Origin of the sequence: Aeromonas sp. SG16, assembly GCF_024436135.1 — a bacterium.
GTDB lineage: Bacteria > Pseudomonadota > Gammaproteobacteria > Enterobacterales > Aeromonadaceae > Aeromonas > Aeromonas jandaei.
In genome coordinates this window covers 551,930-578,190 of record NZ_JANFNW010000002.1, presented here as the reverse complement: position 1 = coordinate 578,190, position 26,261 = coordinate 551,930, and the positions used below count along the sequence as shown (strand labels likewise).

The window sequence follows — 26,261 nt, the reverse complement described above, 5'->3', positions numbered from 1 at the left end:
TGCCGTCACAGCAGTGGCGAGATATCGAGTCGGCCCTGCAGGTTAGCTTCAAACGGATTGTTTATAAAGGGAATTTCCCCCAGAAAGGGCGCCGGCAACAAGCCCCTGAGGGTGTCCAGATTTTCCTGATAGTGGCTCATCGAGCTGTGCAGCCGATTAATAACCCAGCCTGCGACCGGCAGCTGATCGTTGCGGATGGCGGCAAAGGTGAGCAGCGCATGGTTGAGGCAGCCAAGCTTGGCCCCCACCACCAGAATCACCGGCATGTTCTCCTGCTTCACCCAGTCTGACAGCAGGTGCTTGCGATCCAGCGGCAGATACCAGCCCCCCGCCCCCTCGACGATGGCAAGCTCGGCCCCCGTTTGTTCAATCTTGCGCAGCCCCTCGCTCAGCCCCTGCAGGCTGATGGGCTGGCGCGCCTCGCTGGCCGCGATGTGCGGCGCAATCGGCGGCTCGTAGGCATAGGGGTTGACCGTCTCGTAGGGCAGCGGCAAGCTCGCCGCCTCCTGCAACAGGACGGCGTCGAGGTTGCGCAGCCCCTCGGGCGTGCGGGCACATCCGGCCGAGACCGGCTTGTAACCCGCACACTTGATTCCCTGTGCGCTGAATTCCCGCAGCAGGGTGCGCGCCACCAGCGTCTTGCCTGCGTCCGTGTCGGTGCCGGTGATAAAGAATGACTTCATAATGCTCTCTCCTTGGCAGGAGAGGGCCCAACGCGCCCCTCCCCCTCATACTCTGGCTGGTTCAGCAAGGTTTGCCGAGCCGGCCCAGACAGACCCGGTAACTGGCCACCAGCTGGCCATCGGGCTGACGAAATGCTTCATACGCCTGAGCCAGCCGCTGCAATCTGGCGCGACCGCTCAGTCCAGCCGGTGCACAGCGGGCACACTCATCATTGATCTGATTTGCCCCGATCCCCTTGAGATCGCGCAACAACTGCGGCAATTCAAGATAGGCAAGATCCCAGTTTCTGCACTCAAGCCCCGGGGCAATGGCGCCCGCCGATAACAACGCCTGCTCCAATTGTGGCAGGCCAAGGAAGCGGTTGACATGGGCTCGGCCATCTACTTGCTGCCAGGCTGCGCGTAGTTGCCAGAGCGATTCATCGAGCAGGGTGGAAAAGAAGATCTGGCCACCGGGTTTGACCACTCGCAGCAGCTCGGCGAAGGCCTGCGCCGGTCGCTCGCACCACTGCAGCGCGAGGCTGGAGAATACCCAGTCAAAGGCGTTGTCGGCAAAGGGGAGCTGCTCGGCATCGCCGCATACCAGTCGGGCGCCGCTGCCACGCAAGGCCGCCTGCTCCAGCATGCCGGGAGCGAGATCCAGCCCGGTCAGCCCGGCGCAGCGGGTGGCAAGATGAGGCAGGAAGAAGCCGGTGCCGCAGCCCAAATCGAGCCCACAGCCCCGACGCTCCTCACATACACCAGCCGCGCTCATCAGCTCGAGCAGCGCCAGCCCCACCTCCTGCTGGAAGCGGGCGTGGGCGTCGTAGTGACGAGCCGCCGCCCCGAAACGACGGGCGAGCTGCGCCTTGTCCACCGTTTGAAAACGCTCAGCCATGGCAAGCCTCCCCAACCGTTGTTGCAGCAGGGCTGGCACCCAAGGCATCAAGCAGGCGATCCACATCCTGCTCGCGGTGGGCTGCACTCAGCGTAATGCGCAGCCGGGCCGTACCGACCGGCACCGTGGGCGGGCGGATGGCGCCAGCCCAGACGCCGCGATCCCGCAGTCGCTTGGCCAGTTGCAAAGCAGCAGAGCTCTCCCCCACCAGCAGCGGCTGGATGGGGGTATTGCTGGCCCCGAGTTGCCAACCCAGCGCCTGCGCCCCTTGCCGGAAGCGGGCGATCAGCTTACCAAGATGGGCGCGGACCTCATCGGCGGCGCGTACCAATTCGATGCTCTTGCTGACCGCGCAAGCCTGCGCCGCCGGCATATGGGTGCTGTAGACATAGTGGCGGGCAAAATTGACCAGATACTCCACCAGCTCGCGGCTGCCGCCGACAAAGGCACCGGCGACGCCAAGCGCCTTGCCGAAAGTGCCCATCTGAATGTGTACGCAGGCCGGGTTAACCCCTTGTGCGGCCAGCGTGCCGCGCCCCTCGGGCCCCAGCACGCCGAGACCATGGGCGTCGTCGATCATCAGCCAGTTGCCGCTCCGGGCTGCCAATGCCACGAGTTCACCCCAGGGGGCCTGATCCCCGTCCATGCTGAACACCCCTTCCGAAACAATCAGTCCGCGATTTGGCTCAAGCTGCCGTTCAAGGGCCGCCATATCGTTGTGGGCAAAGCGCTTCATCTTGCAGGGGAGCTGGCTGCCCATCTCCTGCAGGGAGGCGTGGTTGAGTTTGTCCTGCCACAGCAGGTGTTCCTTGCCAAGCAGCGCTTTGAGCACCGCCTGATTGGCTGAAAAACCGCAGTTGAAGAGCAGCACCGCCTCCACCCCCAACCACTCGTCCAGGGTTTCCTCAAGCTCTTGGTGGGCACGGCTGTACCCGGTCACCAGCGGCGAGGCGCCGGAGCCCGCGCCATAGCGCTCAATCCCCTCTTTGAAGGCGGTCTTGATGGCGGGATGATCCGCAAGCCCCAGATAGTCGTTGGCGGAAAAGTTGAGGTAGTCGCACCCCGCCACCCTGAGCCGCCCGCAACTCGCCCCGTCGGTCGCGATGCGGTTGCGCAGCAGACCCGCCTGTTCGCGCTCGGCCAGCGCAACGCCCAACCCAAAGGGGCCCGTTACTGCAGGGCCGTTCATGACTGCGCGGCCCCGGCTCGAGGGCGGGTAGCGTCATAAAAGAGATCGCTTGGTTCGCTCTGGCGGCTCACCTCGGCCAGCAACTCCTCTTCTTGAACCTGATCCGGCTTCTGGGCCCGCTGGGCGGGACGAATGCCGAGCCGCTTGAACAGCTGCATATCGCTGTTTTCGTCCGGGTTGGGGGTGGTCAGCAGTTTGCAGCCATAGAAGATGGAGTTGGCGCCCGCCATAAAGCACATGGCCTGCATCTGCTCGTTCATCTTCTCCCGCCCGGCGGAGAGGCGCACATGGGAGGTCGGCATCATGATCCGCGCCACGGCGATGGTGCGGATAAATTCGAACGGGTCGAGGTTCTCCTGATCCTCCAGCGGCGTCCCCTTCACCTTGACCAGCATGTTGATGGGCACACTCTCGGGGTGGCGCGGCAGGTTGGCCAGCGCCATCAAGAGGCCCGCCCGATCTTTCGCCTGCTCACCCATGCCGACGATGCCGCCGGAGCAGACCTTCATGCCGGCGCTGCGCACATGTTCCAGCGTATCGAGCCGATCCTGATAGGTGCGGGTGGAGATGATCTCGCCGTAAAACTCCGGCGAGGTGTCGAGGTTGTGGTTGTAGTAATCAAGCCCCGCGGCCCCCAGACGCGCCGCCTGATCGGCGGTGAGCATCCCGAGCGTCATGCAGGTCTCCATCCCCAGCCCGCGCACCTCCTCGATCATCCGGATGATGTAGGGCATGTCCTTCTCTTTGGGGTTGCGCCAGGCGGCCCCCATGCAGAAACGGGACGAGCCGTTGGCCTTGGCTTCGCGGGCCCGCTCCAGCACCTTCTCCACCTCCATCAGCCGTTCGGCCTCAAGACCAGTGTGATAACGGGCGCTCTGGGGGCAGTATTTGCAATCTTCCGGGCAGGCACCGGTCTTGATGGAGAGCAAGGTGCTCACCTGCACTTCGTTCGGGTCAAAGTGGGCGCGGTGGACACTCTGAGCCTGAAACAGCAGATCGTTGAATGGCAGGGCAAACAGGGCCTGAACCTCGGCGAGCGTCCAGTCATGACGAAGGGCGTGACCGCCCGTAGTGAGAGCATTCATACATGGCTTCCGGTTGTTATTGGTGGGATCCTGCGCCCGCGTTCCTTGCAAAAGGTCTTTGCAAGAGGTCCTTGCAAGAGCGTGAGCGCAAAACCCGCTGCCGAGCTCGTGCGAATAGTGATCTGCGCAGAGCCAAGTGGCTGAAATTGTTGGCTAGTGTAGAGAGCCCGCGTAGACTGTCAACACCGACCAGATCAAACGAATTGACAATAGAACAACAAATGACCAACCAAGAATTCGACCTGCACCATGTGTGGCACCCCTACACATCTCTCACTCACCCCCTGCCCTGCTATGAAGTGGCCAGCGCCAAGGGGGTGAAGATCACCCTCAGCGATGGCCGTGAACTGGTGGATGGCATGAGCTCCTGGTGGGCTTGCGTGCACGGCTATCAGGTGCCGGAACTGGACGCCGCCGCCACCACCCAGCTCGGCAAGATGTCCCACGTGATGTTTGGCGGCCTCACCCACGCCCCGGCGGTCGAGCTCTGCCGCAAGCTGGTGGAGATCACTCCGAAGGGGCTGGATCGGGTCTTTCTGGCGGATTCCGGCTCGGTAGCGGTGGAAGTGGCGCTCAAGATGGCGCAGCAGTACTGGCACGCCAAAGGGACGCCCAAGGCCAAATTTGTCGCCCTGCGCAGCGGTTATCACGGCGACACCTTCGGCGCCATGAGCGTCTGCGACCCGGATGGCGGCATGCACGAGCTCTACAAGGGATTCCTGCCCGAACATCATTTTGTCGAAGCGCCGAGCTGTCGCTTCCACGCCGAGTGGGACGAGCAGTGCGTGGTGGAGCTGGCCACACTCATGGCCGATAACCACGAGGAGATCGCCGCCATCGTGCTTGAGCCCATCGTGCAAGGGGCTGGCGGCATGCGCTTCTACCATCCCCGCTATCTGCAGTGGGTACGCGCCCTGTGCGACGAATTCGGCGTGCTGCTCATCGCCGACGAAATTGCCACCGGCTTTGGCCGCACCGGCCAGCTGTTTGCCTGCGACTGGGCCGGCATCACTCCCGACATCATGTGTCTGGGCAAGGCGCTGACCGGCGGCTATCTCACCCTCTCGGCGACCCTCACCACCGAGCATGTCGCCCGCACTATCTGTGACGGCAAGGCAGGAGTCTTTATGCACGGCCCCACCTTTATGGGCAATCCGCTCGCCTGCGCGGTGGCCAACGCCTCCATCGAGTTGCTGCTCGCCTCGCCGTGGCAAGAGCGGGTGCGCGCCATCGAACATCAACTGCGTACCGAACTGGTGGAGCTGACCCTCAACCCGGCGGTCGCGGATGTGCGGGTGCTCGGTGCCATCGGGGTGGTGGAGATGAAGAAGCGGGTTGACGTGGCGCGCATCCAGCGCAAGTTTGTCGAACTGGGCGCCTGGATCCGCCCCTTTGGCAAACTGGTCTACCTGATGCCTCCCTTCGTTATCACCCCCGAAGAGCTGCGGGTATTGACCGGTGCCATCAGCCAGGCGATTGCCGAGGGCGAGTTTTAAACATCATCGCGGGCGGCCTCACCGGTCGCCCGTCAGTGGCATCCCCATTTGATATATAAAGAGGGCAAGTTTATGCACCTCACATCCCGTTCACTTGCCGGAATGTGAGCAAAACACCAGACCTGAGGCGCCAAGAGGGGTAGACTGCTGCGGTTTTACCATCAAGAAAGATTGCCCATGCGCCTCTCCATTGCTGCCAAAATCAACTTTTTCCTGCTCTTCATCTTCTCCATGGTACTGGTCTTCTCCGCCGCCTATCAGGCGGTGCGCGAGCGCGATCTCATCCTGAGCCTCATCAAGGAGCAGAGTCAGGAGCAGACCGAAGCCTACTTCGACGGCCTCAACATGCTGATGCTGACCGGTAAGATGGATGCCCGCGACACCCTGCGCGCCAAGTTTCTCGAGCACGCTCATGTGGAGGATGCCCGCATCGTCCGTGGCGACGCGGTAAGCAAACAGTTCGGGCCGGGACGCCCCGCAGAGCAGGGCAAGGATGACTATGACCAGCTGGCGCTGGCGGGTAAAGGGAGCCTGGAGGTGGTGCACAACGGCATGCACAGCCGGCTGGTAGTGACCCGTCCGCTGCTGGCCAAGAAGGATTTTCGCGGCACCGACTGCACCAGCTGCCATCTGGTACCGGAGAATACCGTGCTCGGCGCAGTCCGTTTTGATTACTCTCTCGACTCCCTCTTTACCCGGGTCGAGCAGAATATCCTCACCTCGGCGCTGATCCTCACCGGTATCTTCGGGCTGGGACTGCTGCTGACCCTCTGGGTCATCCGCACCTGGATCGTCCGCCCCCTCAACCAGCTGACCCGCTCGATGGAAGAAGCCACCGACATGCATGACTTCGGCCACCGGCTGGAGGGAGACGATGGCGACGAGATTGGCCGGCTGGCGCTGGCCTACAACCAGATGCTCGACAGCGTGGAGCGCCAGCTTGGCAAGCGTCCCGCTTGCAGCAAACGGGATCATGAACAGACCCGAACTACGGGCCAACCAGAAGACTAGAGATAGTAGAAGAGCAGGCTGGCGATAAGGATAAGCAGGAGGATCGCCAGATGGACGTGCCGGGCATCCTCCCGGCGGCGATGGCGCTTGCGGCCAACAAATAGCGCAACCAGGGTCAGCAGGCAGCAACCCCACAGCCCGTGCAGCAGCCAGGGGGTAAAAACCGGATCCCATCCGGCCCGCACGCTCTCGCCGCCATAGACCAGAAAACCGTAGGCTCGCTCGGGGCGGGCGTGGTGATAGATAGAGAGCAGCACGATAAAGCCACCCCAGCAGAGCAGTACCAGCCCCTGCAACAGCCGTGTCAGCCAATCGGGCCCCTGCCGCCGATCTTTCACTCGCCTCTCCTGCCCCGCGACCCCATATCGGGTGAACCATGCCGAAAACCCCACCAGAGTCCGACATTTTTGCTTGTTTATCAAACCCGCGCGGGTAAGATTAACGGCTTAGTCTGCCATCATGGGCCAATGATTGCCCGGGCCAGACCCATAGCGCTGCAAAGAACAAGCTGGAGACAATATTTCGATGACGCACGCATCCGTAGTTGATGTGCTGACCGGTAAACATGCGGTTGGCACCACCCTGACTGTACGAGGGTGGATCCGGACTCGCCGTGATTCCAAGGCGGGGATCTCATTTTTGGCCATTTCCGATGGCTCCTGTTTCCATCCGGTACAGGCCGTCGTCCCCAATACCCTGGCCAATTACGAGAATGAAGTGCAGCGTCTGACCACAGCTTGCTCCGTGGAAGTGACTGGCGTCGTGACCGAATCTCAGGGCAGCGGCCAGGCGTTCGAACTGCAGGCCACCGAAGTCAAGGTTGTCGGCTGGGTCGAAGATCCGGACACCTACCCGATGGCCGCCAAGCGCCACAGCATCGAGTACCTGCGTGAACAGGCTCACCTGCGCCCGCGCACCAACATCGTTGGCGCCGTGACCCGGGTTCGTCACTGCCTGGCTCAGGCCATCCACCGCTTCTTCCACGAAGAGGGTTTTGTCTGGGTAGCGACCCCGCTCATCACCGCCTCTGACACCGAAGGTGCCGGCGAGATGTTCCGCGTCTCTACCTTGGACATGGAAAACCTGCCGCGCACCGACGCCGGCAAGGTGGACTACAACGAAGATTTCTTCGGCAAAGAGGCCTTCCTGACCGTATCCGGCCAGCTGAACGCCGAAACCTATGCCTGTGCCCTCTCCAAGGTCTACACCTTCGGCCCGACCTTCCGCGCCGAAAACTCAAACACCAGCCGTCACCTGGCCGAGTTCTGGATGGTGGAGCCGGAAGTGGCTTTCAACAATCTGGAAGATAACGCCGCGCTGGCCGAAGCCATGCTGAAGTACGTCTTCAACGCCGTACTGACCGAGCGCCGCGACGATCTGGAGTTCTTTGCCCAGCACGTGGACAAGGATGCCATCGGCCGTCTGGAGCGTTTCGTCTCCTCCGACTTCGCCCAGATCGACTACACCGACGCCATCGAAGTGCTGCAGAACTGCGGCAAGAAGTTCGAGTTCCCGGTCTCCTGGGGTATCGACCTCTCCTCCGAGCACGAGCGCTATCTGGCCGAGGAGCACTTCAAGTCTCCGGTAGTCGTGAAAAACTACCCGAAAGATATCAAGGCCTTCTACATGCGCCTCAACGACGACGGCAAGACCGTTGCCGCGATGGACGTACTGGCTCCGGGGATCGGCGAGATCATCGGTGGCTCCCAGCGTGAAGAGCGTCTGGAGGTGCTGGATGCCCGCTTGGCCGAGATGGGCCTGAAGCAGGAAGATTACTGGTGGTATCGCGACCTGCGTCGCTACGGCACCGTGCCGCACTCCGGTTTCGGTCTGGGCTTCGAGCGTCTGGTGGTCTACGTGACCGGTATGGGCAACGTCCGCGACGTGATCCCCTTCCCGCGTACCCCGCGTACCGCCGAGTTCTGATAACGACAACCTGTCGCACAGATCTGAAAAGCCGACCTTCGGGTCGGCTTTTTTATTGCCCGCTTTATGGCGATACTCAGGATCAATCGGCACAAGGGATCTGTAGCCCATGGGATATCGTCTGCTTCTGTTACTGTTACTGCTCTCTCCCCTGCGGCTTATGGCCGAAACCGTCCGTCTGACCACGCTGGAGTGGCCCCCGTTTACCACCCAAAGCCTGCCCGATGGCGGCCTCACCGGTCATATCGTCAAGCGCGTCTTTGCCGAGGCGGGGCTGGAGGTGGAGTTCGATTTTTTCTCCTGGCAGCGGACGGTGTGGCTCGCCTCCGATCCGGCCCACGGCTATATCGGCTACTTCCCCGAGTATCTGGCCGACAACCAGAGCGACAAGTGGCGCATCTCCGCCAGCGTGGGGGACAGCGTGCTGGGGCTGGCGCAGAAGGCGGGCAAGCCCATCCCCTGGCAACGGCTTGAGGATCTGGTGCCCTACCGGATCGGCGTGGTGGCGGGCTACGTCAACACCCGGGAATTTGACGCCATGATGGCGAGCCAGCAGCTCCACACCTTTGCCGTGGATGGCGATCATCTCAACCTGCGCAAGCTGCAGCGCGACCGGCTCGATCTCGCCGTCATCGACCGGGATGTCTTCTATTGGCTGATCCGCCACGATGACAAGCTCCATCCCGAGCAGCTCCAGTTCAATCCGAAGATCCTCGAGCACAAGAGCCTGCACATCATGTTCCGCCCCGATCAGCAGGCATTGCAACAGCGGGTGGACAAGGCACTGGCCAGACTCGATATCCTGAAACTGAGCGAGGAGTACCAGCGCCGCTATCTAGCCGATAAATAAGGACTCTTTCGGAATGAGCGGCAAAAGGCCGCCACTGCCGAAAAAAACATCCGAAGAGCCCCCTTTTTACCCCTCTTGTCCTCCTGCCAACCATCTGCAACCCGTTTTCATTTGTCTCCCTTCTTCCATGCTTTTACACCACCCCATCGGGCAAGCTGCCCCTGCTTAAGGGATGGCAACCGGATGAAAAATGATGGATTTGTTATTAGGTGGTTTTTAAGTGGTTTAATCAAAAATTCATCGAGTTATTGAAGTAACTCAATTTTTTCACTTTTGCAGGGGAGCAAAATAATAACTAACCCTTTTGGGCTAATTAAAAACAGACAATGACAATTCATGGTTCAGGCTACCCGCGGCAACATGGGTTGAATCACACGAGGTAATGGAATGATCTTGATGGAATTTTTGGTGGTACTCGGCTGCTTGCTGCTCGGTACCCGCTTTGGTGGCATGGGGCTTGGTCTCATCAGTGGTATTGGTCTCTTCCTGCTGACCTTCGTTTTCGGTCTGGTTCCGGGCGAACCGCCGGTGCAGGTAATGCTGACCATTCTGGCGGTGATCGGTTGTGCCGCCACCCTGCAGACCGCCGGCGGTCTCAACCTGATGATGCAGGTAGCCGAGCGTCTGCTGCGCCGTCACCCGCAATACATCACTATCCTGGCACCGCTCACCACCTGGACCCTCACCTTCCTGTGTGGTACCGGCCACGTGGTCTACACCATGTTCCCCATCATCGCCGACATCGCGCTGCAGAAGAACATCCGTCCCGAGCGCCCGATGGCTGTCGCCTCCGTTGCTTCCCAGATGGCCATCTGCGCTTCACCGGTATCGGTTGCCGTGGTCTCCATGGTCTCCATTCTGGCGGCTGGCCACGGTATCGGTCAGGCCTATGGTCTGCTCGACATCCTGATGGTCGCCATCCCCTCCTCCCTGACCGGTGTCATCGTGGCAGCCCTGTGGAGCCTGCGTCGCGGCAAGGATCTGGACAAGGATGAGGAGTTCCAGGCCAAGATCCAGGATCCGGAGCAGCGCGCCTTCATCTACGGTGGTGGCGAGACCCTGCTCAACACCAAGTTCCCGAAAGAGGCCTACTGGTCTACCTGGATCTTCTTCGCCGCCATCGCTGCCGTGGTGCTGCTGGGTGCCGATGAGGCGCTGCGTCCCGTCTTCACCATCAAGGACAAGACTGGCCCGCTCTCCATGAACCTGGTGATCCAGATGATGATGCTGATCGCCGGTGCCATCATCCTGATGCGCTGTAAGGTCAAGCCGGGCGAGATCGCCAACGGCGCCGTCTTCAAGGCCGGCATGGTCGCCATCTTCTCCGTATTCGGGGTTGCCTGGATGAGCGAAACCTTCTTCCAGGCCCACATGCCGCTGCTCAAAGAGACCCTGGCCCACGTGGTACAGGCCCAGCCCTGGACCTACGCGCTGGTGCTGTTCCTTATCTCCAAGCTGGTGAACAGCCAGGCCGCCGCCCTCACCGCCATCGCCCCCATGGGTCTGGCACTGGGTGTGGAGCCGAAACTGCTGATCGCCTTCCTGCCGGCAAGCTACGGCTACTTCGTGCTGCCGACCTACCCGAGCGACCTGGCCTGTATCGGCTTTGACCGCTCCGGTACTACCCGCATCGGCAAGTTCATCATCAACCACAGCTTCATCATTCCGGGGCTGATCGGGGTGGTGACCTCCTGCTCGCTGGGCTTTATCCTGACCAGCATCCTGCTCTGACCGGCGATCGCTGATCAATCACTGCCACAGGCCCCCGCACGGGGGCCTGTGCTTTTGTGGCGCACACCATACTGCTTTGCCAACCGCCCGCACTCTGGGTAGCATGACCCCTCTTTTCTTTGCGGAATCTTCCCCATGTCTCGCGTCATCGTGCTCTGGAGCGGCGGCAAGGATGCCATGCAGGCCCTCTGCCATGCCCGTGAAGCGGGCCATCAGGTGGTGGCACTGGCTACCTTTGCCCCCCCTGCCCCCCGCTTTCTGGCCCATCCCCTGTCGCAAGTACGTCGGCAGGCGGCAGCCCTCGCGCTGCCCCATCTGCTGGTCACCATAGAGGCGCCGTTCGATCTCGGCTATGAGCGGGCGCTGGCCAAGCTTAAGGAGGAGTGGCAACTCGATGGGGTAGTCACCGGCGATATCGACAGCGTGGGCGGCGCGCCTAACTGGATCCGCGAGCGCTGCCGCCCGCTTGGTCTCACCGTGCATACGCCGCTCTGGCAGCTATCCCGCGAGGCGCTGCTGGCGGATCTGCTGGCCCGCGGCATCGTCGCCCATCTCTCCTGCGTCGATACCCGGGAGCTGGCCCCCGAGTGGGTGGGACGCACGCTCGATGCCACTACCCTCGCCGAGTTGCAGCAGCTGGCGACAAGCCAGGGCTTCGATGCCTGCGGCGAGCAGGGGGAATACCACACCATGGTGACCGACGGCCCGGGCTTTGCGGCGCCGCTGAAACTCGGCCACTGGCAGCTTGCCCGTCAGGAGCAGCTTGCCTATCTGCTGGAGGATGAGGGTTGAGGGTGCAAGAAAAACTGCTCTGCGGGATGAATCTTCGCAGGCACGGCAGATAAAAAACGGGAGGCAATGGCCTCCCGTTTTGCTTGTCCTTAACGCCGACCTATTTGGCCAGCTTGCCCAGCACCCGCTTCAGCAGGCGGATGCGCGGCTCGATGCTGTCGAGCAGCAGGAACTCCGCCTCCGAGTGGAAACCGCCGCCCATGGGGCCGAAGCCATCCAGCGACGGCACACCCGCCGCTGCGGTAAAGTTGGCATCCGAGCCGCCACCGGCCTCCAGCCAGTTGAAGGTGATCCCCTCCTCCTTGGCTGCCGCCTCCACCAGCGCCATCACGGCCTCGGTGTCGCCACTCGGGCGCATCGCCGGCTTGAAGGTCTGGCGATCCACCTCGACCCGACAGCCCGCAAGGAAGGGGTTATTGGCCATAAAGGTGAGCCGCTCGTGCACCGCTGCGGCCTCTTCGTTGCTCCAGAAGCGCAGATCGACGATCGCCTCGGCAAAGTCGGGCACCACGTTGACGCCGGTGCCGCCCTGCACCACCCCCACGTTCATGGTGGTGCCGGTCTCCATATTGACCTGTTCGTTGATGGCCAGCACCCAATGAGCGAGCTCCGTGATGGCGGAGACCCCTTCGGTCAGCGCCGAACCGGCGTGAGAGGCCTTGCCGTGGAAAGTAATACGGTACTTGGCATTGCCCTTGCGGGCGCTGATGAGATCGCCGCTCGGGCGCGCCGCTTCGGCCACCAGCACGCAGCCGCTCTGCCTGGCTTTTTCCACCAGCCAATCTTTGGACCAGGGGGAACCAATCTCCTCGTCGCAGTTGCAGCAGACCAGCACCTTGAGCTTGGCCAGCTGCGCCGGATCCATCTCTTTCAGGGCATACCAGGTGGAGAGCAGGCCGCTCTTCATGTCCGAGACGCCGGGGCCAAAAGCCTGATTGCCTTCAATCTTGAGCGGGCGCTTGGCCGCCGTCCCCTCGGGGAAGACGGTGTCCATGTGGCCCACCAGCATCACATCGTAGTGATCGGCCCCCGGGGCATTGGTTGCCTCAAGGCAGGGGCCGCACTCGGCGGCGAACTGGTGACGAGTCACCTGCCAGCCGATGGCCTCATATTTCTCGGTCATGATGTCGGCCACTTTGGCCACCCCGGCCGGGGTGCGTGTACCGCAATCGAGATTGATGAGCGGGGCCAGATCGGCCAGATAGGTATCGAGGGAAAACGGGCCCGTGAGGTTGGTCATTATCTTCTCCATGAAACAATCTGCGATAAAAGCAGCTTGTTTTTGCAACAATGCGGAACGGCGGGCTGTTACACCCGCCTTGCCAACAGCGGTCGACACCAGCCCGAACCGGGTGGCCGACCGCCCTGTAAACCACAGCTTTTACATGAACAGCAGATAGTTGAGGGTCAATGCCGTCACCAGCGCCCCCGCCATGGGCACGCAGGTGCGCTTGACCACCACGAAGGGGGAGACCTTGGCGATGCCCGCACAGGCGATCAGCACTGCCGCAATCGGGGAGACGGTGCGGCCGATACTGGAGGCGAGCTGCATCGGCAGCAGCATGGTCACCGCCGGTACGCCGAACTTGGCTGCCACGGCAGGAGCCAGAGTCGAGAAGCTGAGGAACGCCGCGTTGCCGGAGCCCATGATCACCGCTGCCACCATGATGAGGCCCACCATCACCAGGGTCATCAGGCCGCTGCCGATACCGGCATTGCTGGCTGAGTGCAGCAGGGTATCGATGGCGCCGATGGCTTTGAGAGATTCGGCAAACAGCTCGGCACAGACGATCAGCGCCACCACAGGGCCAAACACCTTGCCCATGCCGTCGAGGAAGCTCGACAGCCCGGCAAAAGTGGTGCGCACCGAGCGGGTACGCAGCAGCTCACACAGCATGCCGATAAAGACCGACAGCAGCATGGCCACTTCCACACTGACGCTGATGGTGGTCACCAGCAGTTTGGAGAAGGTCATCATCAGTACGAAGGGGATGATGGGCAGCAGGGCATACCAGGTGGGCGCCGCTACCGCGTCGGTGCCCTTCTCATCCAGCTCGGCGTGTTCGCCGCGATGCAGGGCCGGATCCCAACCATCCTTGCGGTCACAGTGCCGCTGCCAGAAGAAGTGCAGCACCATGGTCACCAGCAGCATGGGAGCCACCAGCCAGATCTGGTAGTCAACGAAATAGCTGGTGGGATCCATGCCGGATTGGCCGGCGGAGAAGATAGCGTTGGTCTGGGTCGGGCTAATCTCGAACGCCTGGGAGGTGGCGATGACGCCGCAGGCGGAGGCCGGGCTGATACCGAGGTTGCGCATCACCGGATACATGGTGACCATCAACAGCAGACCAAGGCCGGTGGCGGAGGTGACGAACAGGGAGACAAAGACCGCCACCAGATAGCAGATGGAGAGCATCAGGTAGCTGGACTGAATGCCTGCCACCGGTTTGACCGCCACCCGCACCAGCGCCTGGGAGGCACCGATATGGGACATGTAGGTGGCAAAACCGGCCACCGCCATGATGGTGAGGCCGAGGCCCGCCGCACGGTAGGAGAAGATCCCCTTGAACACTTCGAACAGATCGAATAGGGCGAAGCCGGTGCTCTTGTCAGCGGGCAGAATGGGGTGCAATCCCAGCCAGTAGGCCAGGGTGAAAATGGCCATACCGGCCAATGCCAGCACCGCCTGCGGGTTGTAATCCTTGATGATGCCGTAGACCACGGCCACCAGTACGAGCAAGACGAAGACGAGTTCCAATATTCACTCCTGATAAATTTATCGAAGAGCGAAATCTAGTGATCTGACCAGAACTTGCCTTTGATCCCCATCAATAAAGGGGCCATCACCGTCATCAGACAGCATAATATGTCGAGCAGGTAACACTTTTTCATCATTCACACTACCGAGAACCGTTTTACACGGTTTAATCGGGAATTGTGTAACGCGACTCCCCTCTTTTTTGCGTTGGATCAACATAAGCCGCCCCCGAAGCGGCCAAGATGCGCATCGACAAGAGCGACCATTTCGCGCCGGAGAGAGTTATGACAAACCAAGCCACCGCAGGTGTCTCGACCTGCGATTATCAGCTGTGGGATATCCTCGTCGAGTCTGCAAAGGAACGCACCACCATTCGTTACTCCAAACTGGCCAAACTGGCCGGACTGGAGCAGCGTCAGGACGAACTGCGCACCCTGCTGCAGCGCGTTCGCATGTACTGCACCGAAAACCATCTGCCAATCCTCTCCGCCATCGTGGTGGACGATGTGGGCAAATACAGCGGCCTCTCCTCCAGTCTGCCCGACGCCCCCTGGGAGCGCGCCCGGGTTTTTGATCACCCCTGGCATCCGCTGCACTGATCCCGGCTGCCCCCGGCAGCACAGAAGAGACACTCTTCTGCCTCTCCAGAGCGCGCCACCCGGCGCGTTCTGGCTATCTGGCTCCCCGCTTTTCCTCCTCTCGCCCCCTTCCGACAGCGCCATCAGCGTTGCCATGGGATCGCCACAATGCCAGAATCGGGCCCTTGCACTCTGTTGATTCGGATTTTCGGGCGTAGCCCATGGCTAGCGCCCACAAGAGAAGGACTCCCTATGGCCACCACCCTCTATGGCATCAAGAACTGCGAGCAGTTTTTTATGAAAGAACCAAAAAAAAGCTCAAGTTACCCTTGAGCTTCACAAACAGTATTTGTAGAAACTATTTCGTTCAGCGAATCATTCTGAGGTGGTGCAACTAACCCCCCCGTTCCTCTCAACACAATTAGTTTGAGATGTACGTCGATTTTTTTGAGCCTCAACACTCTCCCTTTGTTGATCTAGGCGAATATTGTGAATAACTTCAGCATCATACGATATTTTTTGACATTCATCTTTTTTAGGTTCGGTTGTATTAAAAGCTTTTGTATATGCCTCTTGTTCCAAAGCGTTATCAATATATTTCACATACCAAGATATATCTGACGTGTATAATCCGAACTGTTGTGGCGATAAGTATTCTTTGCATATCTCCAACGTTTTTGCATATTGCCCCAATGCAGCTGCTGACTCAGGGGAAGAAATATAATCCTTACCTAGGACACCTTCCGTAGCCCCCTTTACATATGAATCAACAAACCCAGATGCACACCCTTGAGTAAACAGTGCATACAATATTGCCAATATGGCTCGACTATTTACAATCCAATTTGCTGCCATTTATTCTCCCACTGTACAATTCTTTTCTTAGCGATTGCATGGTGTTTTGAAAAGACATTGTTAGGCCGCCTACCATCATGCCCATTTAAATATTTTCCATGATGATAGGCGATGTCGTTCTTCATCCACCACATTGGTACAACATAGAAGTCAGAGTCATCGTTTGATATATCAACAAAAACCCAATACTCATCCTCATTTTTATTTTCACAACATACTTCGCCATAAGTAATCGAAGTTTGCCATGTTCCACGCATCTTAGCTCTAGTCGTAACACGGTACACTCTGCCATTATCAGAGGTAAAGACTATAGCTCGCCTATTACCAGTTTTGATTTCACAAATATCTTTAGCTCCAAGGGATTTTATTTTTTGATAAACCTTTGAAAATCCAATGTCTTTTGTTTGTTCTTTCAAAACCAACCTCCTTATCAGCTATATGACTAAGAAGTGACATGCTGTTCAACCAAGTCAAGCTATTGAGTCGGTTTTGTAACAGCAATCCGATGGATACTCGACACACTGATACCTAGCCGCTTTGCCACTGATGCCTTAGCGATGCCTTGTGATAGAAGATGCAGCACCTCCTCCCGCTTCTCCATCGCTGTCGGCTTGCGGCCCTTGTAGACCCCTTTTGCCTTCGCCAAGGCGATCCCTTCTGCCTGACGCTCTAGCATGATTTCCCGCTCGAACGTGGCGATGGCTCCGATCATGCTCAACATCAGCTTACCTGTCGGGGTAGCCGTATCGATGCCCTGATTCTGAATTTGCAATGTTACCCCTTTGACGTGTAGCTAGTCTGTGATCTCCAACAAGTGCTTTTGTTCCGAACGCGACGGACCAACCCGCATGAACTCCGAAAATCCCCTCTCGTTTTCATAAATGATGTTCACCTGTATGCTACTGACCAATGTACGGAACAGGCTGAATATCCATGGATAACATTCAAGCGCCCGAGGCCATCCTCTACGGGATTAAAAACTGCGACACCATCAAGAAAGCCCGCAAGTGGCTGGATGAGGCCGGCATCGATTACCGCTTTCACGACCATCGCGCCGATGGCCTGAGCCCGGACGATCTCGACCGCTGGCTGGCCAAGCTCGGCTGGGAGGCGCTGCTCAACAGCCGCGGCACCACCTTCCGCGCCCTGCCGGATGAGGCCAAACAGGGGCTCGACACCGCCAAGGCGCGCGCCCTGCTGCTGGAGCACCCGGCGATGATCAAGCGCCCGCTGCTGGATCGTGACGGCGAGCTGACCCTGGGTTTCAAGGCCGATCACTACCAATCCCTCTTCTCCCGTTAAGGACAACTAAGGACAACTGATGTCGGATGTCATCGCACTGGCCAAGGATCTGATCCGCCGCCCCTCCGTTACCCCGCTGGATGAAGGGTGCCAGACCCTGATGGCGGAGCGCCTCGCCAAACTCGGCTTTGTTATCGAGCCCATGGTGTTCGAAGACACCACCAACCTCTGGGCCCGCCGCGGCAGCGAGGGGCCGCTCTTCTGCTTCGCCGGTCACACCGACGTGGTGCCCGCCGGCCCGCTGGACAAATGGCACACCCCGCCGTTCGAGCCGACCATCAGGGATGGCGTGCTCTACGGCCGTGGTGCCGCCGACATGAAGGGCTCGCTGGCTGCCATGGTGGTGGCGGTCGAGCGCTTCGTGGCCGAGCATCCGGATCACGCCGGGTCCATCGCCTTCCTTATCACCTCCGATGAGGAGGGGCCCTTTATCAATGGCACCACCCGGGTGATCGATACCCTGGAAGCGCGCCACGAGAAGATCACCTGGTGCATCGTCGGCGAGCCCTCCTCCACCGCCGTGGTCGGGGATGTGGTGAAAAATGGCCGCCGCGGCTCCATCACCGGCGATCTGCTGGTGCGCGGGGTGCAGGGGCATGTCGCCTACCCCCATCTGGCGGACAACCCCATTCATAAAGCAGCGCCAGCACTGGCTGAACTGGCCGCGACCGTGTGGGATGAGGGCAACGCCTACTTCCCGCCCACCAGCTTCCAGATTGCCAACATTCAGGCGGGCACCGGCGCTTCCAACGTCATTCCGGGCGAACTGCACGTCCAGTTCAACTTCCGCTTCAGCACCCAACTGACCGACCTGGATATCCGCGAGCGGGTCGAGGCGTTGCTGGATAGACATGGTCTCGATTACCAGCTGAACTGGACCCTCTCCGGCCAGCCGTTCCTCACCGACACCGGCAAACTGCTGGCGGCGGCAGTCTCCGCCATCGAGGCGGTCAATGGCCAGCAGCCAGCCCTGCTCACCACCGGCGGCACCTCGGACGGGCGCTTTATCGCCCCCACCGGTGCCGAAGTGATCGAGCTCGGCCCGGTCAACGCCACCATCCACAAGGTGAACGAGTGCGTGAAGGCGGACGATCTGGATCTGCTGGCCGATATGTACCAAGGGGTGCTGGAGCGACTGCTGGCATGACGCAGGAACAACTGATGGGGCTCGACGAGAGCCACCTTATTGTGGTGGGGCGCGGCCCCCACCGCCTGACCCCGGCGGCGGCAGCCTCCTTCAACGACATGCAGGTGGCAGCCGCCCACGCCGGTTTCAACCTGCAACCGGCGTCCAGCTGGCGCGGTTTTGATCGCCAGCTCGCCATCTGGAATGGCAAGTGGCGCGGTGAGCGGCCGCTGCTCGATGCCAACTGCCAGCCCATCGATGCCTTGCAGCTGAACGATGAGGAGCGGCTGCACGCCATTTTGCGCTGGAGCGCTCTGCCCGGCACCAGTCGCCACCACTGGGGCACCGATCTCGACATCTATGACCCTGACTGCCTGCCCGCCGACACCAAACTGGCGCTGGAGCCCTGGGAGTATGAAGCCGGAGGCTGGTTTGCCGACTTGAGCGAGTGGCTCACCGACCATATGGGGGATTTCGGTTTCTTCCTGCCCTATGCCAAACCGGTCGGTGCAGGCAGCGGCGTCGCCTACGAGCCGTGGCACATCAGCTTCGCCCCCGAAGCGGGCGAGCAGCAGCTCGACCCGGCGGCGCTGGCACTTTGCCTGCAACAGGCGGATATTGAAGGCAAGGCGACCATTCTGGCCAATCTGGACAAGATCCTGGCTCGTTACGTCACCTTGCCATCCACTGAATTGCCCTGCGATGAAAGGAGTAGCACATGAATCTCTGGCTCTGGATAGGGCTGCCACTGCTCTTTCTGCTCGGGCTGTTTCTCAACGCCATCAAAGACATGAAACGGCTGGAGAAGCAGTTGCCCAAATACAAGGACAAGATCCGTGAAGTGAAGGACGATGACGACGACTGAGTCGTGCCATCCGGGGAGCACCAGTGTGCTCCCTTCTCTTTTTCTGCTGTTTATCTTCTCCCCTTGCCTCTACGCCCCCGGCGTCAGGTTTCCATATGACCATCACCGCCAACATCCCCTCTCACCCACTCTGCGGGGTCAGAAGATGGCGCGCGAGTGGTGAAAAAATGTCAAAAGATGCAAATTAATGCACGATTAAACCACACAAGGGGGTCTTAACTGCATATAATGTGCCTACTTTGCCGTTAGTCAGAAAGGAGTTCGCCCTTGGATGCAGTGACCATCAACAGTTTCTTTTTTGTCGGTGCCCTGTTGGTTGGAGCCAGTGTCCTGCTAAGTGCGCTCTCTTCCCGTCTCGGTATTCCCATTCTGGTCATCTTCCTCGCCGTCGGTATGCTGGCGGGGGAAGATGGCCCCGGCGGCATCCACTTTGCCGACTACTCCATCGCCTATCTGGTGGGCAACCTGGCGCTTGCCATCATCCTGCTCGACGGCGGCATGCGCACCCGGGTCTCCTCGTTCCGGGTGGCGCTCTGGCCAGCCCTGTCGCTGGCGACGGTCGGGGTAGCCATCACCACCGGCCTGACGGGGCTCGCCGCCGCTTGGCTGTTTGACCTCAACCTGATGCAGGGGATGCTGATCGGCGCCATCGTCGGCTCCACCGATGCCGCAGCAGTCTTCTCCCTGCTCGGCGGGCGCAGCCTCAACGAGCGGGTGAGCGCGACGCTGGAGATAGAATCGGGCAGCAACGACCCCATGGCGGTCTTTCTCACCGTCACCCTGATCGAGGTGCTGGCCAGCAGCCAGCAGGATCTCAACGCCGGTTTTCTGCTGCTGCAGCTCATCAAACAGTTCGGCCTTGGTGCCGGGATCGGCCTTGCCGGTGGCTGGCTGCTGTGGCGGCTGATCAACACCGCCCGCCTGGCACCGGGGCTCTATCCGCTACTCACCGTGAGCGGCGGCCTGCTCATCTTCGCCCTCACCACGGCGGTGGGTGGCAGCGGTATCCTCGCCATCTATCTCACAGGTCTCTTGCTCGGCAACCTCTCCCTGCGCAGTCGCAGCACCACCTTGTCGGTGCTGGATGGCCTGACCTGGCTCAGCCAGATCGGCATGTTTCTGGTGCTGGGGCTGCTCGCCTCGCCCCACAAGCTGCTGCCCATCGCCCTGCCGGCGCTGGCACTGGCGATGTGGATGATCCTCTTTGCCCGCCCCATCTCGGTCTGGATCGGGCTGCTGCCGTTCAAGAACTTTGCCCCGCGCGAACGCTGGTTTATCTCCTGGGTTGGCCTGCGCGGCGCGGTGCCCATCATTCTGGCGGTCTTCCCCATGATGGCGGGGCTGCCCAACGCCCAGCTCTACTTCAACGTCGCCTTCTTCGTGGTGCTGGTCTCGCTGATTTTGCAGGGCAGCTCGCTGCCGCTGGCCTCAAAACTGGCGCGGGTGGAAGTACCTGCCCCACCGTCGCCCATCAATCGCTCCGGGCTCGAGATCGATCTCGACAGCCAGTGGGAGACCTTCGTCTACCAACTGGGGGAAGAGAAGTGGTGCATCGGCTCGCCGCTGCGGGATCTGCGCATGCCTGCCGGTACTAGGGTCAGCGCCCTGTTTCGCGGCCGCGAGCTGCTCCACCCCTCGGGCAGTACCTGCCTGCAGGCGGACGATATCCTCTGCGTCATCGGCCACGAGCGCGATCTGCCCGCCCTTGGCCAGCTCTTTAGCCAGGCGCCAGAGCAGGATCTTGGCCCGCGCTTCTTCGGTGACTTCCAGCTGGATGCCGCGGCGCGACTGGTGGATCTCGCCCCTATCTACGGGCTGGATGTGAGCGAGGTGGCGGATCAGACACTGGGCGATTTTATTGCCAGCCAGCTTGGCGATAATCTGGTAGTCGGTGACAACATCGAGTGGCAGGGCCTGATCTGGACCGTGGCCGAAATGGATGAGAGCATTCCCGTCAAGATCGGGGTTCGTTTTCAGGAAGAGGATCCGGTCTAGACGACCGGCCCGTATCAAGTCCCCCAGCAAGAAGGGAGAGAGTTATGCCATATCAGAGTTTGCAGTCCGGTCTGCTGCCCCCCTCTGCCAATCTGGGGGTGATCGAGGGCTTTTTTGGCAAGGGATGGAGCTGGCAGGCCCGTGCCCGCTACGCCCAGTGGCTGCCGCGCCACGGCTACGGCTTCTATATCTACGCTCCGAAAGAGGATGGCTATCTGCGCAAGCACTGGGCCCTCCCCTGGCCCGAGCAGCAGCTGGCGGATCTCGCCGAACTGGCGCGCCAGTGCCGCGCCAACGGCCTCGCCTTCGGGGTGGGCTTGAGCCCCATGGGGGCGCATCACGACTATGATCGCAAGCGCCCGGCGCTGCTCGAGAAGGTGCGCCTTATCGATGAAGTGCTGCAGCCCGACATTCTGGCGGTACTGTTTGACGACATGAAGGGGGATACCCCGGACCTGGCCCGGCACCAGCTCACCATCGCCCACGACATTGCGGCCCACAGCAAGGCGAGCCGCCTCATTTTCTGCCCCAGCTACTACTCGACCGATCCGGTGCTGGAGAAGGTGTTCGGCGCCATGCCACCGCGCTATCTGGAGGAGATTGGCGAACAGCTCGACCGCCGTTTCGAGATCTTCTGGACCGGCCCCAAGGTCTGCTCGACCGAGTATCCGGCGGTACACCTCAAGCAGGTGACCGAGCTGCTCGGCCGCAAGCCCTTCCTGTGGGACAACTACCCGGTCAACGATGGCAGCAAGGCAAGCAGCTACCTCTATCTGCGCGCCTTCGAGAACCGCCCCGCCGAGCTGGCGGAGCTGCTCTCCGGCCATGCGGTCAACCCGATGAAGCAGGCGGCACTCTCCGCCCTGCCACTCGCAACCTTGCCGATGAGCTACAAGCTCGGCAAGCAGTATGATCCCGACAAGGCGCTGCACGCCTCCCTCAACGCCACCTGCGGCCCGCAGATCTCGGCGATGATTGAGGCCGACCTGCCGCTGTTTCAGGATCTGGGGCTGGCCCGACTCACTCCCGAGCAGATTGCCGCCCTCAAGGCGCGCTACCTGCCGTTTCGCGATCAGGCTTGCGTCGATGAAATCGTGCGCTGGCTGGACGGCGAGTATGTGTTCGACCCGGACTGCCTGACCGATTAAACCGCCCCGCGGGGCTGGAAGGAGGTTGTATGGATGCACACCTGCTTTATCAGAATCTGGCGGTGATCGCCGCCTTTTTACTGCTCTACAGCCTGATCGCGGGGCGCTTCGAGTCAAAACTGGTCAACGGCCCCCTGCTCTTTCTGCTGACCGGCTGGCTGCTGGGGCCGGGAGGGCTGGAGCTGCTCTCCCTCTCCATCGACAGCGCCGGCATCAAGCTGCTGGCAGAGCTGACTCTGGTGATCGTGCTGTTCAACGATGCCGCCAACACCAACTGGCAGGTGCTGCTGGCCAACCGCCAGCTCCCCATCCGGCTGCTGCTGATCGGCCTCCCCCTCACCCTGCTCTGTGGCGCCCTGTTTGGCCACTGGATCTTCCCCGACCTGCCGCTCCTGGAGATGGCCATCCTCTCCACCATTCTCGCCCCGACCGATGCGGCGCTCGGCAAGGCGGTGGTGAGCAATCCGGCGGTACCGGCACCACTGCGCGAAGGGCTCAATCAGGAGAGTGGCCTCAACGACGGCATCTGCGTGCCTGTGCTGCTCCTGCTGCTCGCTCTTATCGCCCCCACCGAGGAGCACACCGGCACCGCAGCGCTGGCCATCACCCTGATGCTGGAGGAGATCGGTATCGGTCTTTTGGTCGCCTTCGTGCTGACCGCCCTCACCGTCCGGCTGCTGAAAGTCTCCTATCTCAACGGCTGGCAACTGCCGCTCTGGCGTCAGCTCACCATGCCGGGGCTGGCGCTGCTCTGCTTTGCGCTGGCACAGACTCTCGGTGGCAGCGGTTTTATCGCCGCCTTCGTCGGTGGCCTGCTGATGGGACGGCGCCTTGGCGAGCACAAGCACGCCTATATGGATAGCTGCGAAGGGTATGGCGACCTGCTCTCGGTGGTGATCTGGATGGTGTTTGGCGCCACCCTGATGCCCATCCTGCCGGAGCTGCTGCACTGGCAGTTCTGGCTCTATGCGGCAGCCAGCCTCACCCTGCTGCGGATGGTGCCGGTCTGGCTGAGCCTCATCGGTACCGGCCTCAAACCGGAACTCAAGCTCTTTATCGGCTGGTTCGGGCCGCGGGGCCTTGCCAGCATCGTCTTTGCGGTGATGGTGCTGCAAAACGAGCCGGCCATTATCGGCCAGCGCCCCATCATCGCCACCGTGCTCTGCACCATCATATTGAGCGTCATCCTGCATGGCCTCACCGCCAACCCCTGGGTCGAGCGCTTCAAACCGCGCTGAGCCACCCGGCGCCCATAAAAAATGCCACCTCGCGGTGGCATTTTTCTTTGGTGGCGTGTGCCACTGATGGCTCTTACCCGAGCGCCAGCCAGACTCCCACTCCCAGCATCAGGGTACCGGCAATGCGGTTCATCAGGGTGACGTTGCCGCTCTTGGCGAGGAAGTGGCGCAGAGTACGGCCACCACTGGCGTAGAGCAGCAGGCAGGAGAACTCGATGACCAAAATCAGCGCCACCAGCGCGGTGATCTGCGGCGCCATCGGTCGGCTGGCCGAGATAAAAGGAGGCAGCAGGGAGATCATGAAGGCCCACCCTTTGGGGTTGGCGATGGCGGTGACAAAGCCCTGCAGCGCCAGCCCCATGGGGCTGCTCTGCTGCCCGGCCGCGAGATCGGCCGGAATGGCCATCTTCCCCTTGGCCTGCCACATCTGGATACCGAGCCAGATGAGATAGGCACCGCCCACATATTTGAAGGCGGCGAAGATAGCCGGGTAGTTAAGCATGATGGCCGCGACCCCGATCACCGAGAGCACCGACACCAGCCCGACGCCGATCAGCTCCCCCCACATCATGTGCAGGGTGCGGCGCACGCCAAGACTCATCCCCAGCGTCATCGCCAGAGTCATGCACATGCCCGGGGTGACGGAGACAAAGAAGAAGGTGGGGATAAAGAGCGCCAGAATGGCCGGATCAATCCAGCTGGACACGACAAACCTCCATGGCAAAACAGGGTAGCAAACGAGGATCTGGCAGCCGTAAACAGCGCCGGATTGTTATTTGAGCAAGCCTGTCATCTTGCCCATCCCGCGCTTTTCAGACAAGAAAAAACCTTTGCTTTCAGCATATTTCAGCAACAAAAGGCTGTGACACCCCCTGTCGCGGCTGTGTAAGATAACGCCTCCTTCATTTTCGGGGTTACGTCTCATATGTCATTGAATAATCTATCAATAAGAATTCAGGTACTGATACCGCTGCTGCTGGCCAGTCTGCTGATGATGGTGATGATTACCATCAGCAAACAGGGTCTGGACGAAGCCATTAGTGACATAGATGAGACGACCCAGAGCGTGGTGCGCAACAAGGACGACATTGCCAAACTGATCCACGCCACCTACCGGCTGCGCACCAGCGCCATCTACGGCCTCTACGACGCGGCCCAGTTTGCCGCCCTGCCCGCCAACCTCAACAGTGCCGAGCAGGAGATCACCACCATCCTCGGCCGTCTGGTGATCCCGGGCGCTGAGCAGGATAACCGTCAGGTGGCGGCTGCCCTGCAGGCCTACCTTGGCCACACCCGCAACAACATGCTGCCGCTGCTGACTCAAAAGCATCAGGGGGGTGGCGATGCCGCGGCGTATGAGGCCGCCCGCCTCCAGTTCCGCGAGCTGGGCGAACAGCTCATCAAAGAGATCGACACCATGTCGGCCCACATCAACCAGCTGACCCAGAGCGAGCTGGCACAGGAGCAGGCCCACTACCATGCCACCCTGCTGCGCACCCTGCTGCTCACGGCCGTCGCCCTGCTGGCGGCACTGCTGTGTGGCTGGTGGCTCTCCGGCCGCATCGTCAGCCCCATCGGCCAGCTGCAGAGCGTGATGCATGCCGTCGCGCAGGGTCGCTTCAACGTCCGCGCCAAGGTCGAGGGTGACAACGAGCTGGCCCAGCTGGCCAAGGATATCAACCTCACTCTGGGGCAGCTTGGCAGCACCATCGAAACCCTGACCGGCATCAGCAACAACGTCGCCTCCGCCGCCACCGAGCTGGCCGCGGTGATGACCCAGGCCGAAGCCAACGCCCAGCAGCAGCGCGGCGAGATTGAGCAGGTTGCCTCGGCGGTGACCGAGCTCTCCAGCACCGCCGACAACGTCAACCACAACGCCGCCGTGGCCGACGAGCTGGCGCGCGATGCCAACAGCCGGGTTGAACAGGGGCTCGCCCTGTTTGGCGAGAGCATTGCCGCCAACAGCCGGATGGCGGGCAGTCTGGAAGATGCCGCCGCCATCGTCGCTCGCCTCAAGACCCAGTCCGAGCAGATCGGCAAGGTGATTGAAGTGATCCAGGGGATCTCCGAGCAGACCAACCTGCTGGCCCTCAACGCAGCCATCGAGGCGGCCCGTGCCGGCGAAACCGGACGCGGCTTTGCCGTCGTCGCCGACGAGGTGCGGATGCTGGCGGCCCGAACCCAGGACTCCACCAAGGAGATCCAGGCCATCATCGAGCAGTTGCAGAGCCAGTCCCAATCCGCCAATCAGGGGGTTCAGGAGACGCTGGAGATCCTCGAAAACAACCAGCGCCTCTCCGCACAGGTACAGGATCTGTTGAGCGGTATCACGGGGGCGGTGCGCCAGATCAACGATGCCAACGCCCAGGTGGCTACCGCCGCCGAGGAGCAGTCCTGCGTCACTGCCGACATCAACCGCAACATCACCAACATCCACGAGATCGTGAGCCAGAGCTCCGCCGGCATCAGCCAGAGCGCCAGCGCCAGCCATGAGCTTTCGGAGCTGGCCGAGCAGCAGCGCAAGCAGCTCTCTCACTTCCAGCTCTGATACGCGGCCGGAAAGATAACAAGAGGCCTTCACAGGTCTCTGGATAACAATAAAGCCCCTTATTTTATAAAGAAGGGGCTTTATTTATTCGGCCACATATCCCTTCACACACGCCCCTTACGCCTCCATACAGTGTCAATCAACACGTTTTTCCCCTCCTCCGATAACCGTCCGAACAACGCATTACGACAGGTTTAACCACGATGTG

General features: G+C 60.8%; 26 protein-coding genes and 1 pseudogene. 15 read left to right on the top strand and 12 right to left on the bottom strand.

Annotation, left to right across the window (positions count from 1 at the left end; translation table 11 throughout):
- Positions 1–5: 5 nt before the first annotated feature.
- The 4 genes from bioD to bioB are packed head-to-tail and all read right to left on the bottom strand — an operon-like array spanning position 6 to position 3,834.
- Positions 6–686 (bottom strand): dethiobiotin synthase, encoded by a 681-nt coding sequence (gene bioD / locus NOM67_RS09770; protein WP_255936536.1) that lies wholly within the window; start codon positions 684–686, stop codon positions 6–8.
- 58 nt (positions 687–744) lie between these two features.
- Positions 745–1,560: a malonyl-ACP O-methyltransferase BioC gene (gene bioC, locus NOM67_RS09765; RefSeq protein ID WP_255936442.1), complete on the bottom strand. Its 816-nt coding sequence runs from the start codon at positions 1,558–1,560 to the stop codon at positions 745–747.
- Positions 1,553–2,749, bottom strand: a complete 1,197-nt coding sequence (gene bioF / locus NOM67_RS09760) for an 8-amino-7-oxononanoate synthase (protein ID WP_255936440.1) — start codon at positions 2,747–2,749, stop codon at positions 1,553–1,555. The genes bioC and bioF overlap by 8 nt, the downstream gene beginning before the upstream one ends.
- Positions 2,746–3,834, bottom strand: coding sequence for a biotin synthase BioB (gene bioB, locus NOM67_RS09755; RefSeq protein WP_156852152.1), 1,089 nt, complete (start codon positions 3,832–3,834; stop codon positions 2,746–2,748). The genes bioF and bioB overlap by 4 nt, the downstream gene beginning before the upstream one ends.
- Positions 3,835–4,055: 221 nt before the next feature.
- Here bioB and bioA point away from each other — a divergent pair, with 221 nt between their 5' ends.
- Both bioA and NOM67_RS09745 read left to right on the top strand, forming a co-directional pair.
- Positions 4,056–5,330 (top strand): adenosylmethionine--8-amino-7-oxononanoate transaminase, encoded by a 1,275-nt coding sequence (gene bioA / locus NOM67_RS09750; protein WP_198037926.1) that lies wholly within the window; start codon positions 4,056–4,058, stop codon positions 5,328–5,330.
- A 177-nt stretch (positions 5,331–5,507) separates the two neighbouring features.
- On the top strand, positions 5,508–6,341 hold the full coding sequence (locus NOM67_RS09745) for a HAMP domain-containing protein (protein WP_156852154.1): 834 nt from the start codon (positions 5,508–5,510) through the stop codon (positions 6,339–6,341).
- Here NOM67_RS09745 and NOM67_RS09740 read toward each other — a convergent pair.
- Positions 6,338–6,679 (bottom strand): hypothetical protein, encoded by a 342-nt coding sequence (locus NOM67_RS09740; protein WP_043851311.1) that lies wholly within the window; start codon positions 6,677–6,679, stop codon positions 6,338–6,340. The two genes, NOM67_RS09745 and NOM67_RS09740, sit on opposite strands and share 4 nt — an antisense overlap.
- Positions 6,680–6,866: 187 nt before the next feature.
- Between NOM67_RS09740 and asnS the strand changes: the two genes are divergently transcribed.
- From asnS to NOM67_RS09720, 4 genes are all read left to right on the top strand, one after another.
- Positions 6,867–8,267 carry an asparagine--tRNA ligase gene (gene asnS / locus NOM67_RS09735; RefSeq protein ID WP_042032530.1) on the top strand — a complete coding sequence of 467 codons (1,401 nt, stop codon included), beginning with the start codon at positions 6,867–6,869 and terminating at the stop codon, positions 8,265–8,267.
- Positions 8,268–8,376: 109 nt separating this feature from the next.
- On the top strand, positions 8,377–9,117 hold the full coding sequence (locus NOM67_RS09730; protein WP_255936439.1) for an ABC transporter substrate-binding protein: 741 nt from the start codon (positions 8,377–8,379) through the stop codon (positions 9,115–9,117).
- A 387-nt stretch (positions 9,118–9,504) separates the two neighbouring features.
- Positions 9,505–10,848, top strand: coding sequence for an anaerobic C4-dicarboxylate transporter (locus NOM67_RS09725; protein WP_041208381.1), 1,344 nt, complete (start codon positions 9,505–9,507; stop codon positions 10,846–10,848).
- 135 nt (positions 10,849–10,983) lie between these two features.
- Positions 10,984–11,640: a hypothetical protein gene (locus tag NOM67_RS09720; RefSeq protein ID WP_255936438.1), complete on the top strand. Its 657-nt coding sequence runs from the start codon at positions 10,984–10,986 to the stop codon at positions 11,638–11,640.
- Positions 11,641–11,740: 100 nt separating this feature from the next.
- Here the strand turns inward: NOM67_RS09720 and NOM67_RS09715 are convergent, their stop codons facing one another.
- Together NOM67_RS09715 and dcuC are read right to left on the bottom strand one after the other, a co-directional pair.
- Positions 11,741–12,880 (bottom strand): M20 family metallopeptidase, encoded by a 1,140-nt coding sequence (locus NOM67_RS09715; RefSeq protein ID WP_255936437.1) that lies wholly within the window; start codon positions 12,878–12,880, stop codon positions 11,741–11,743.
- A 141-nt stretch (positions 12,881–13,021) separates the two neighbouring features.
- Positions 13,022–14,398 carry a C4-dicarboxylate transporter DcuC gene (gene dcuC / locus NOM67_RS09710; RefSeq protein WP_255936436.1) on the bottom strand — a complete coding sequence of 459 codons (1,377 nt, stop codon included), beginning with the start codon at positions 14,396–14,398 and terminating at the stop codon, positions 13,022–13,024.
- 284 nt (positions 14,399–14,682) lie between these two features.
- Here dcuC and NOM67_RS09705 point away from each other — a divergent pair, with 284 nt between their 5' ends.
- On the top strand, positions 14,683–14,997 hold the full coding sequence (locus tag NOM67_RS09705; protein ID WP_033112827.1) for a hypothetical protein: 315 nt from the start codon (positions 14,683–14,685) through the stop codon (positions 14,995–14,997).
- A 354-nt stretch (positions 14,998–15,351) separates the two neighbouring features.
- Here the strand turns inward: NOM67_RS09705 and NOM67_RS09700 are convergent, their stop codons facing one another.
- From NOM67_RS09700 to NOM67_RS21695, 4 genes and pseudogenes are all read right to left on the bottom strand, one after another.
- Positions 15,352–15,831, bottom strand: a complete 480-nt coding sequence (locus NOM67_RS09700; protein WP_255936432.1) for a hypothetical protein — start codon at positions 15,829–15,831, stop codon at positions 15,352–15,354.
- Positions 15,810–16,247: a hypothetical protein gene (locus NOM67_RS09695; protein WP_255936430.1), complete on the bottom strand. Its 438-nt coding sequence runs from the start codon at positions 16,245–16,247 to the stop codon at positions 15,810–15,812. The genes NOM67_RS09700 and NOM67_RS09695 overlap by 22 nt, the downstream gene beginning before the upstream one ends.
- A gap of 59 nt (positions 16,248–16,306) precedes the next feature.
- A complete protein-coding gene (locus NOM67_RS21700; protein WP_305121655.1) occupies positions 16,307–16,477 on the bottom strand; it encodes a helix-turn-helix domain-containing protein in 171 nt (56 codons plus the stop codon).
- A pseudogene (locus NOM67_RS21695) lies at positions 16,469–16,609 on the bottom strand (recombinase family protein); the annotation flags it as partial. The pseudogene NOM67_RS21695 and the gene NOM67_RS21700, both read right to left, overlap by 9 nt.
- Before the next feature lie 155 nt (positions 16,610–16,764).
- Between NOM67_RS21695 and NOM67_RS09685 the strand changes: the two are divergent.
- The 7 genes from NOM67_RS09685 to NOM67_RS09655 all read left to right on the top strand — a co-directional run bounded on the left by NOM67_RS09685 (position 16,765) and on the right by NOM67_RS09655 (position 23,505).
- A complete protein-coding gene (locus tag NOM67_RS09685) occupies positions 16,765–17,133 on the top strand; it encodes an ArsC family reductase (protein ID WP_255936426.1) in 369 nt (122 codons plus the stop codon).
- A gap of 19 nt (positions 17,134–17,152) precedes the next feature.
- Positions 17,153–18,280, top strand: coding sequence for a succinyl-diaminopimelate desuccinylase (dapE, locus tag NOM67_RS09680; protein ID WP_255936424.1), 1,128 nt, complete (start codon positions 17,153–17,155; stop codon positions 18,278–18,280).
- Complete coding sequence (locus NOM67_RS09675; protein WP_255936422.1) at positions 18,277–18,981, top strand: M15 family metallopeptidase; 705 nt, start codon at positions 18,277–18,279, stop codon at positions 18,979–18,981. The genes dapE and NOM67_RS09675 overlap by 4 nt, the downstream gene beginning before the upstream one ends.
- Complete coding sequence (locus tag NOM67_RS09670) at positions 18,978–19,124, top strand: hypothetical protein (protein WP_104015276.1); 147 nt, start codon at positions 18,978–18,980, stop codon at positions 19,122–19,124. Before NOM67_RS09675 ends, NOM67_RS09670 begins: the two co-directional genes overlap by 4 nt.
- Before the next feature lie 267 nt (positions 19,125–19,391).
- Entirely contained in the window at positions 19,392–21,119 is a 1,728-nt protein-coding gene (locus tag NOM67_RS09665) for a potassium/proton antiporter (protein ID WP_041208372.1), read from the top strand.
- Positions 21,120–21,163: 44 nt separating this feature from the next.
- Positions 21,164–22,267, top strand: a complete 1,104-nt coding sequence (locus tag NOM67_RS09660; RefSeq protein WP_255936416.1) for a beta-N-acetylglucosaminidase domain-containing protein — start codon at positions 21,164–21,166, stop codon at positions 22,265–22,267.
- Between the two features lie 29 nt (positions 22,268–22,296).
- Complete coding sequence (locus tag NOM67_RS09655) at positions 22,297–23,505, top strand: sodium:proton antiporter (protein WP_255936414.1); 1,209 nt, start codon at positions 22,297–22,299, stop codon at positions 23,503–23,505.
- Positions 23,506–23,578: 73 nt separating this feature from the next.
- Here the strand turns inward: NOM67_RS09655 and NOM67_RS09650 are convergent, their stop codons facing one another.
- The gene (locus NOM67_RS09650) at positions 23,579–24,211 is read right to left on the bottom strand and encodes a LysE family translocator (protein ID WP_124243214.1); all 633 of its coding nucleotides are present in this window, start codon (positions 24,209–24,211) and stop codon (positions 23,579–23,581) included.
- Positions 24,212–24,430: 219 nt separating this feature from the next.
- On the opposite strand from NOM67_RS09650, the gene NOM67_RS09645 reads away from it, so the two are divergent.
- A complete protein-coding gene (locus tag NOM67_RS09645; RefSeq protein WP_255936412.1) occupies positions 24,431–26,053 on the top strand; it encodes a methyl-accepting chemotaxis protein in 1,623 nt (540 codons plus the stop codon).
- Positions 26,054–26,261 lie beyond the last annotated feature (208 nt).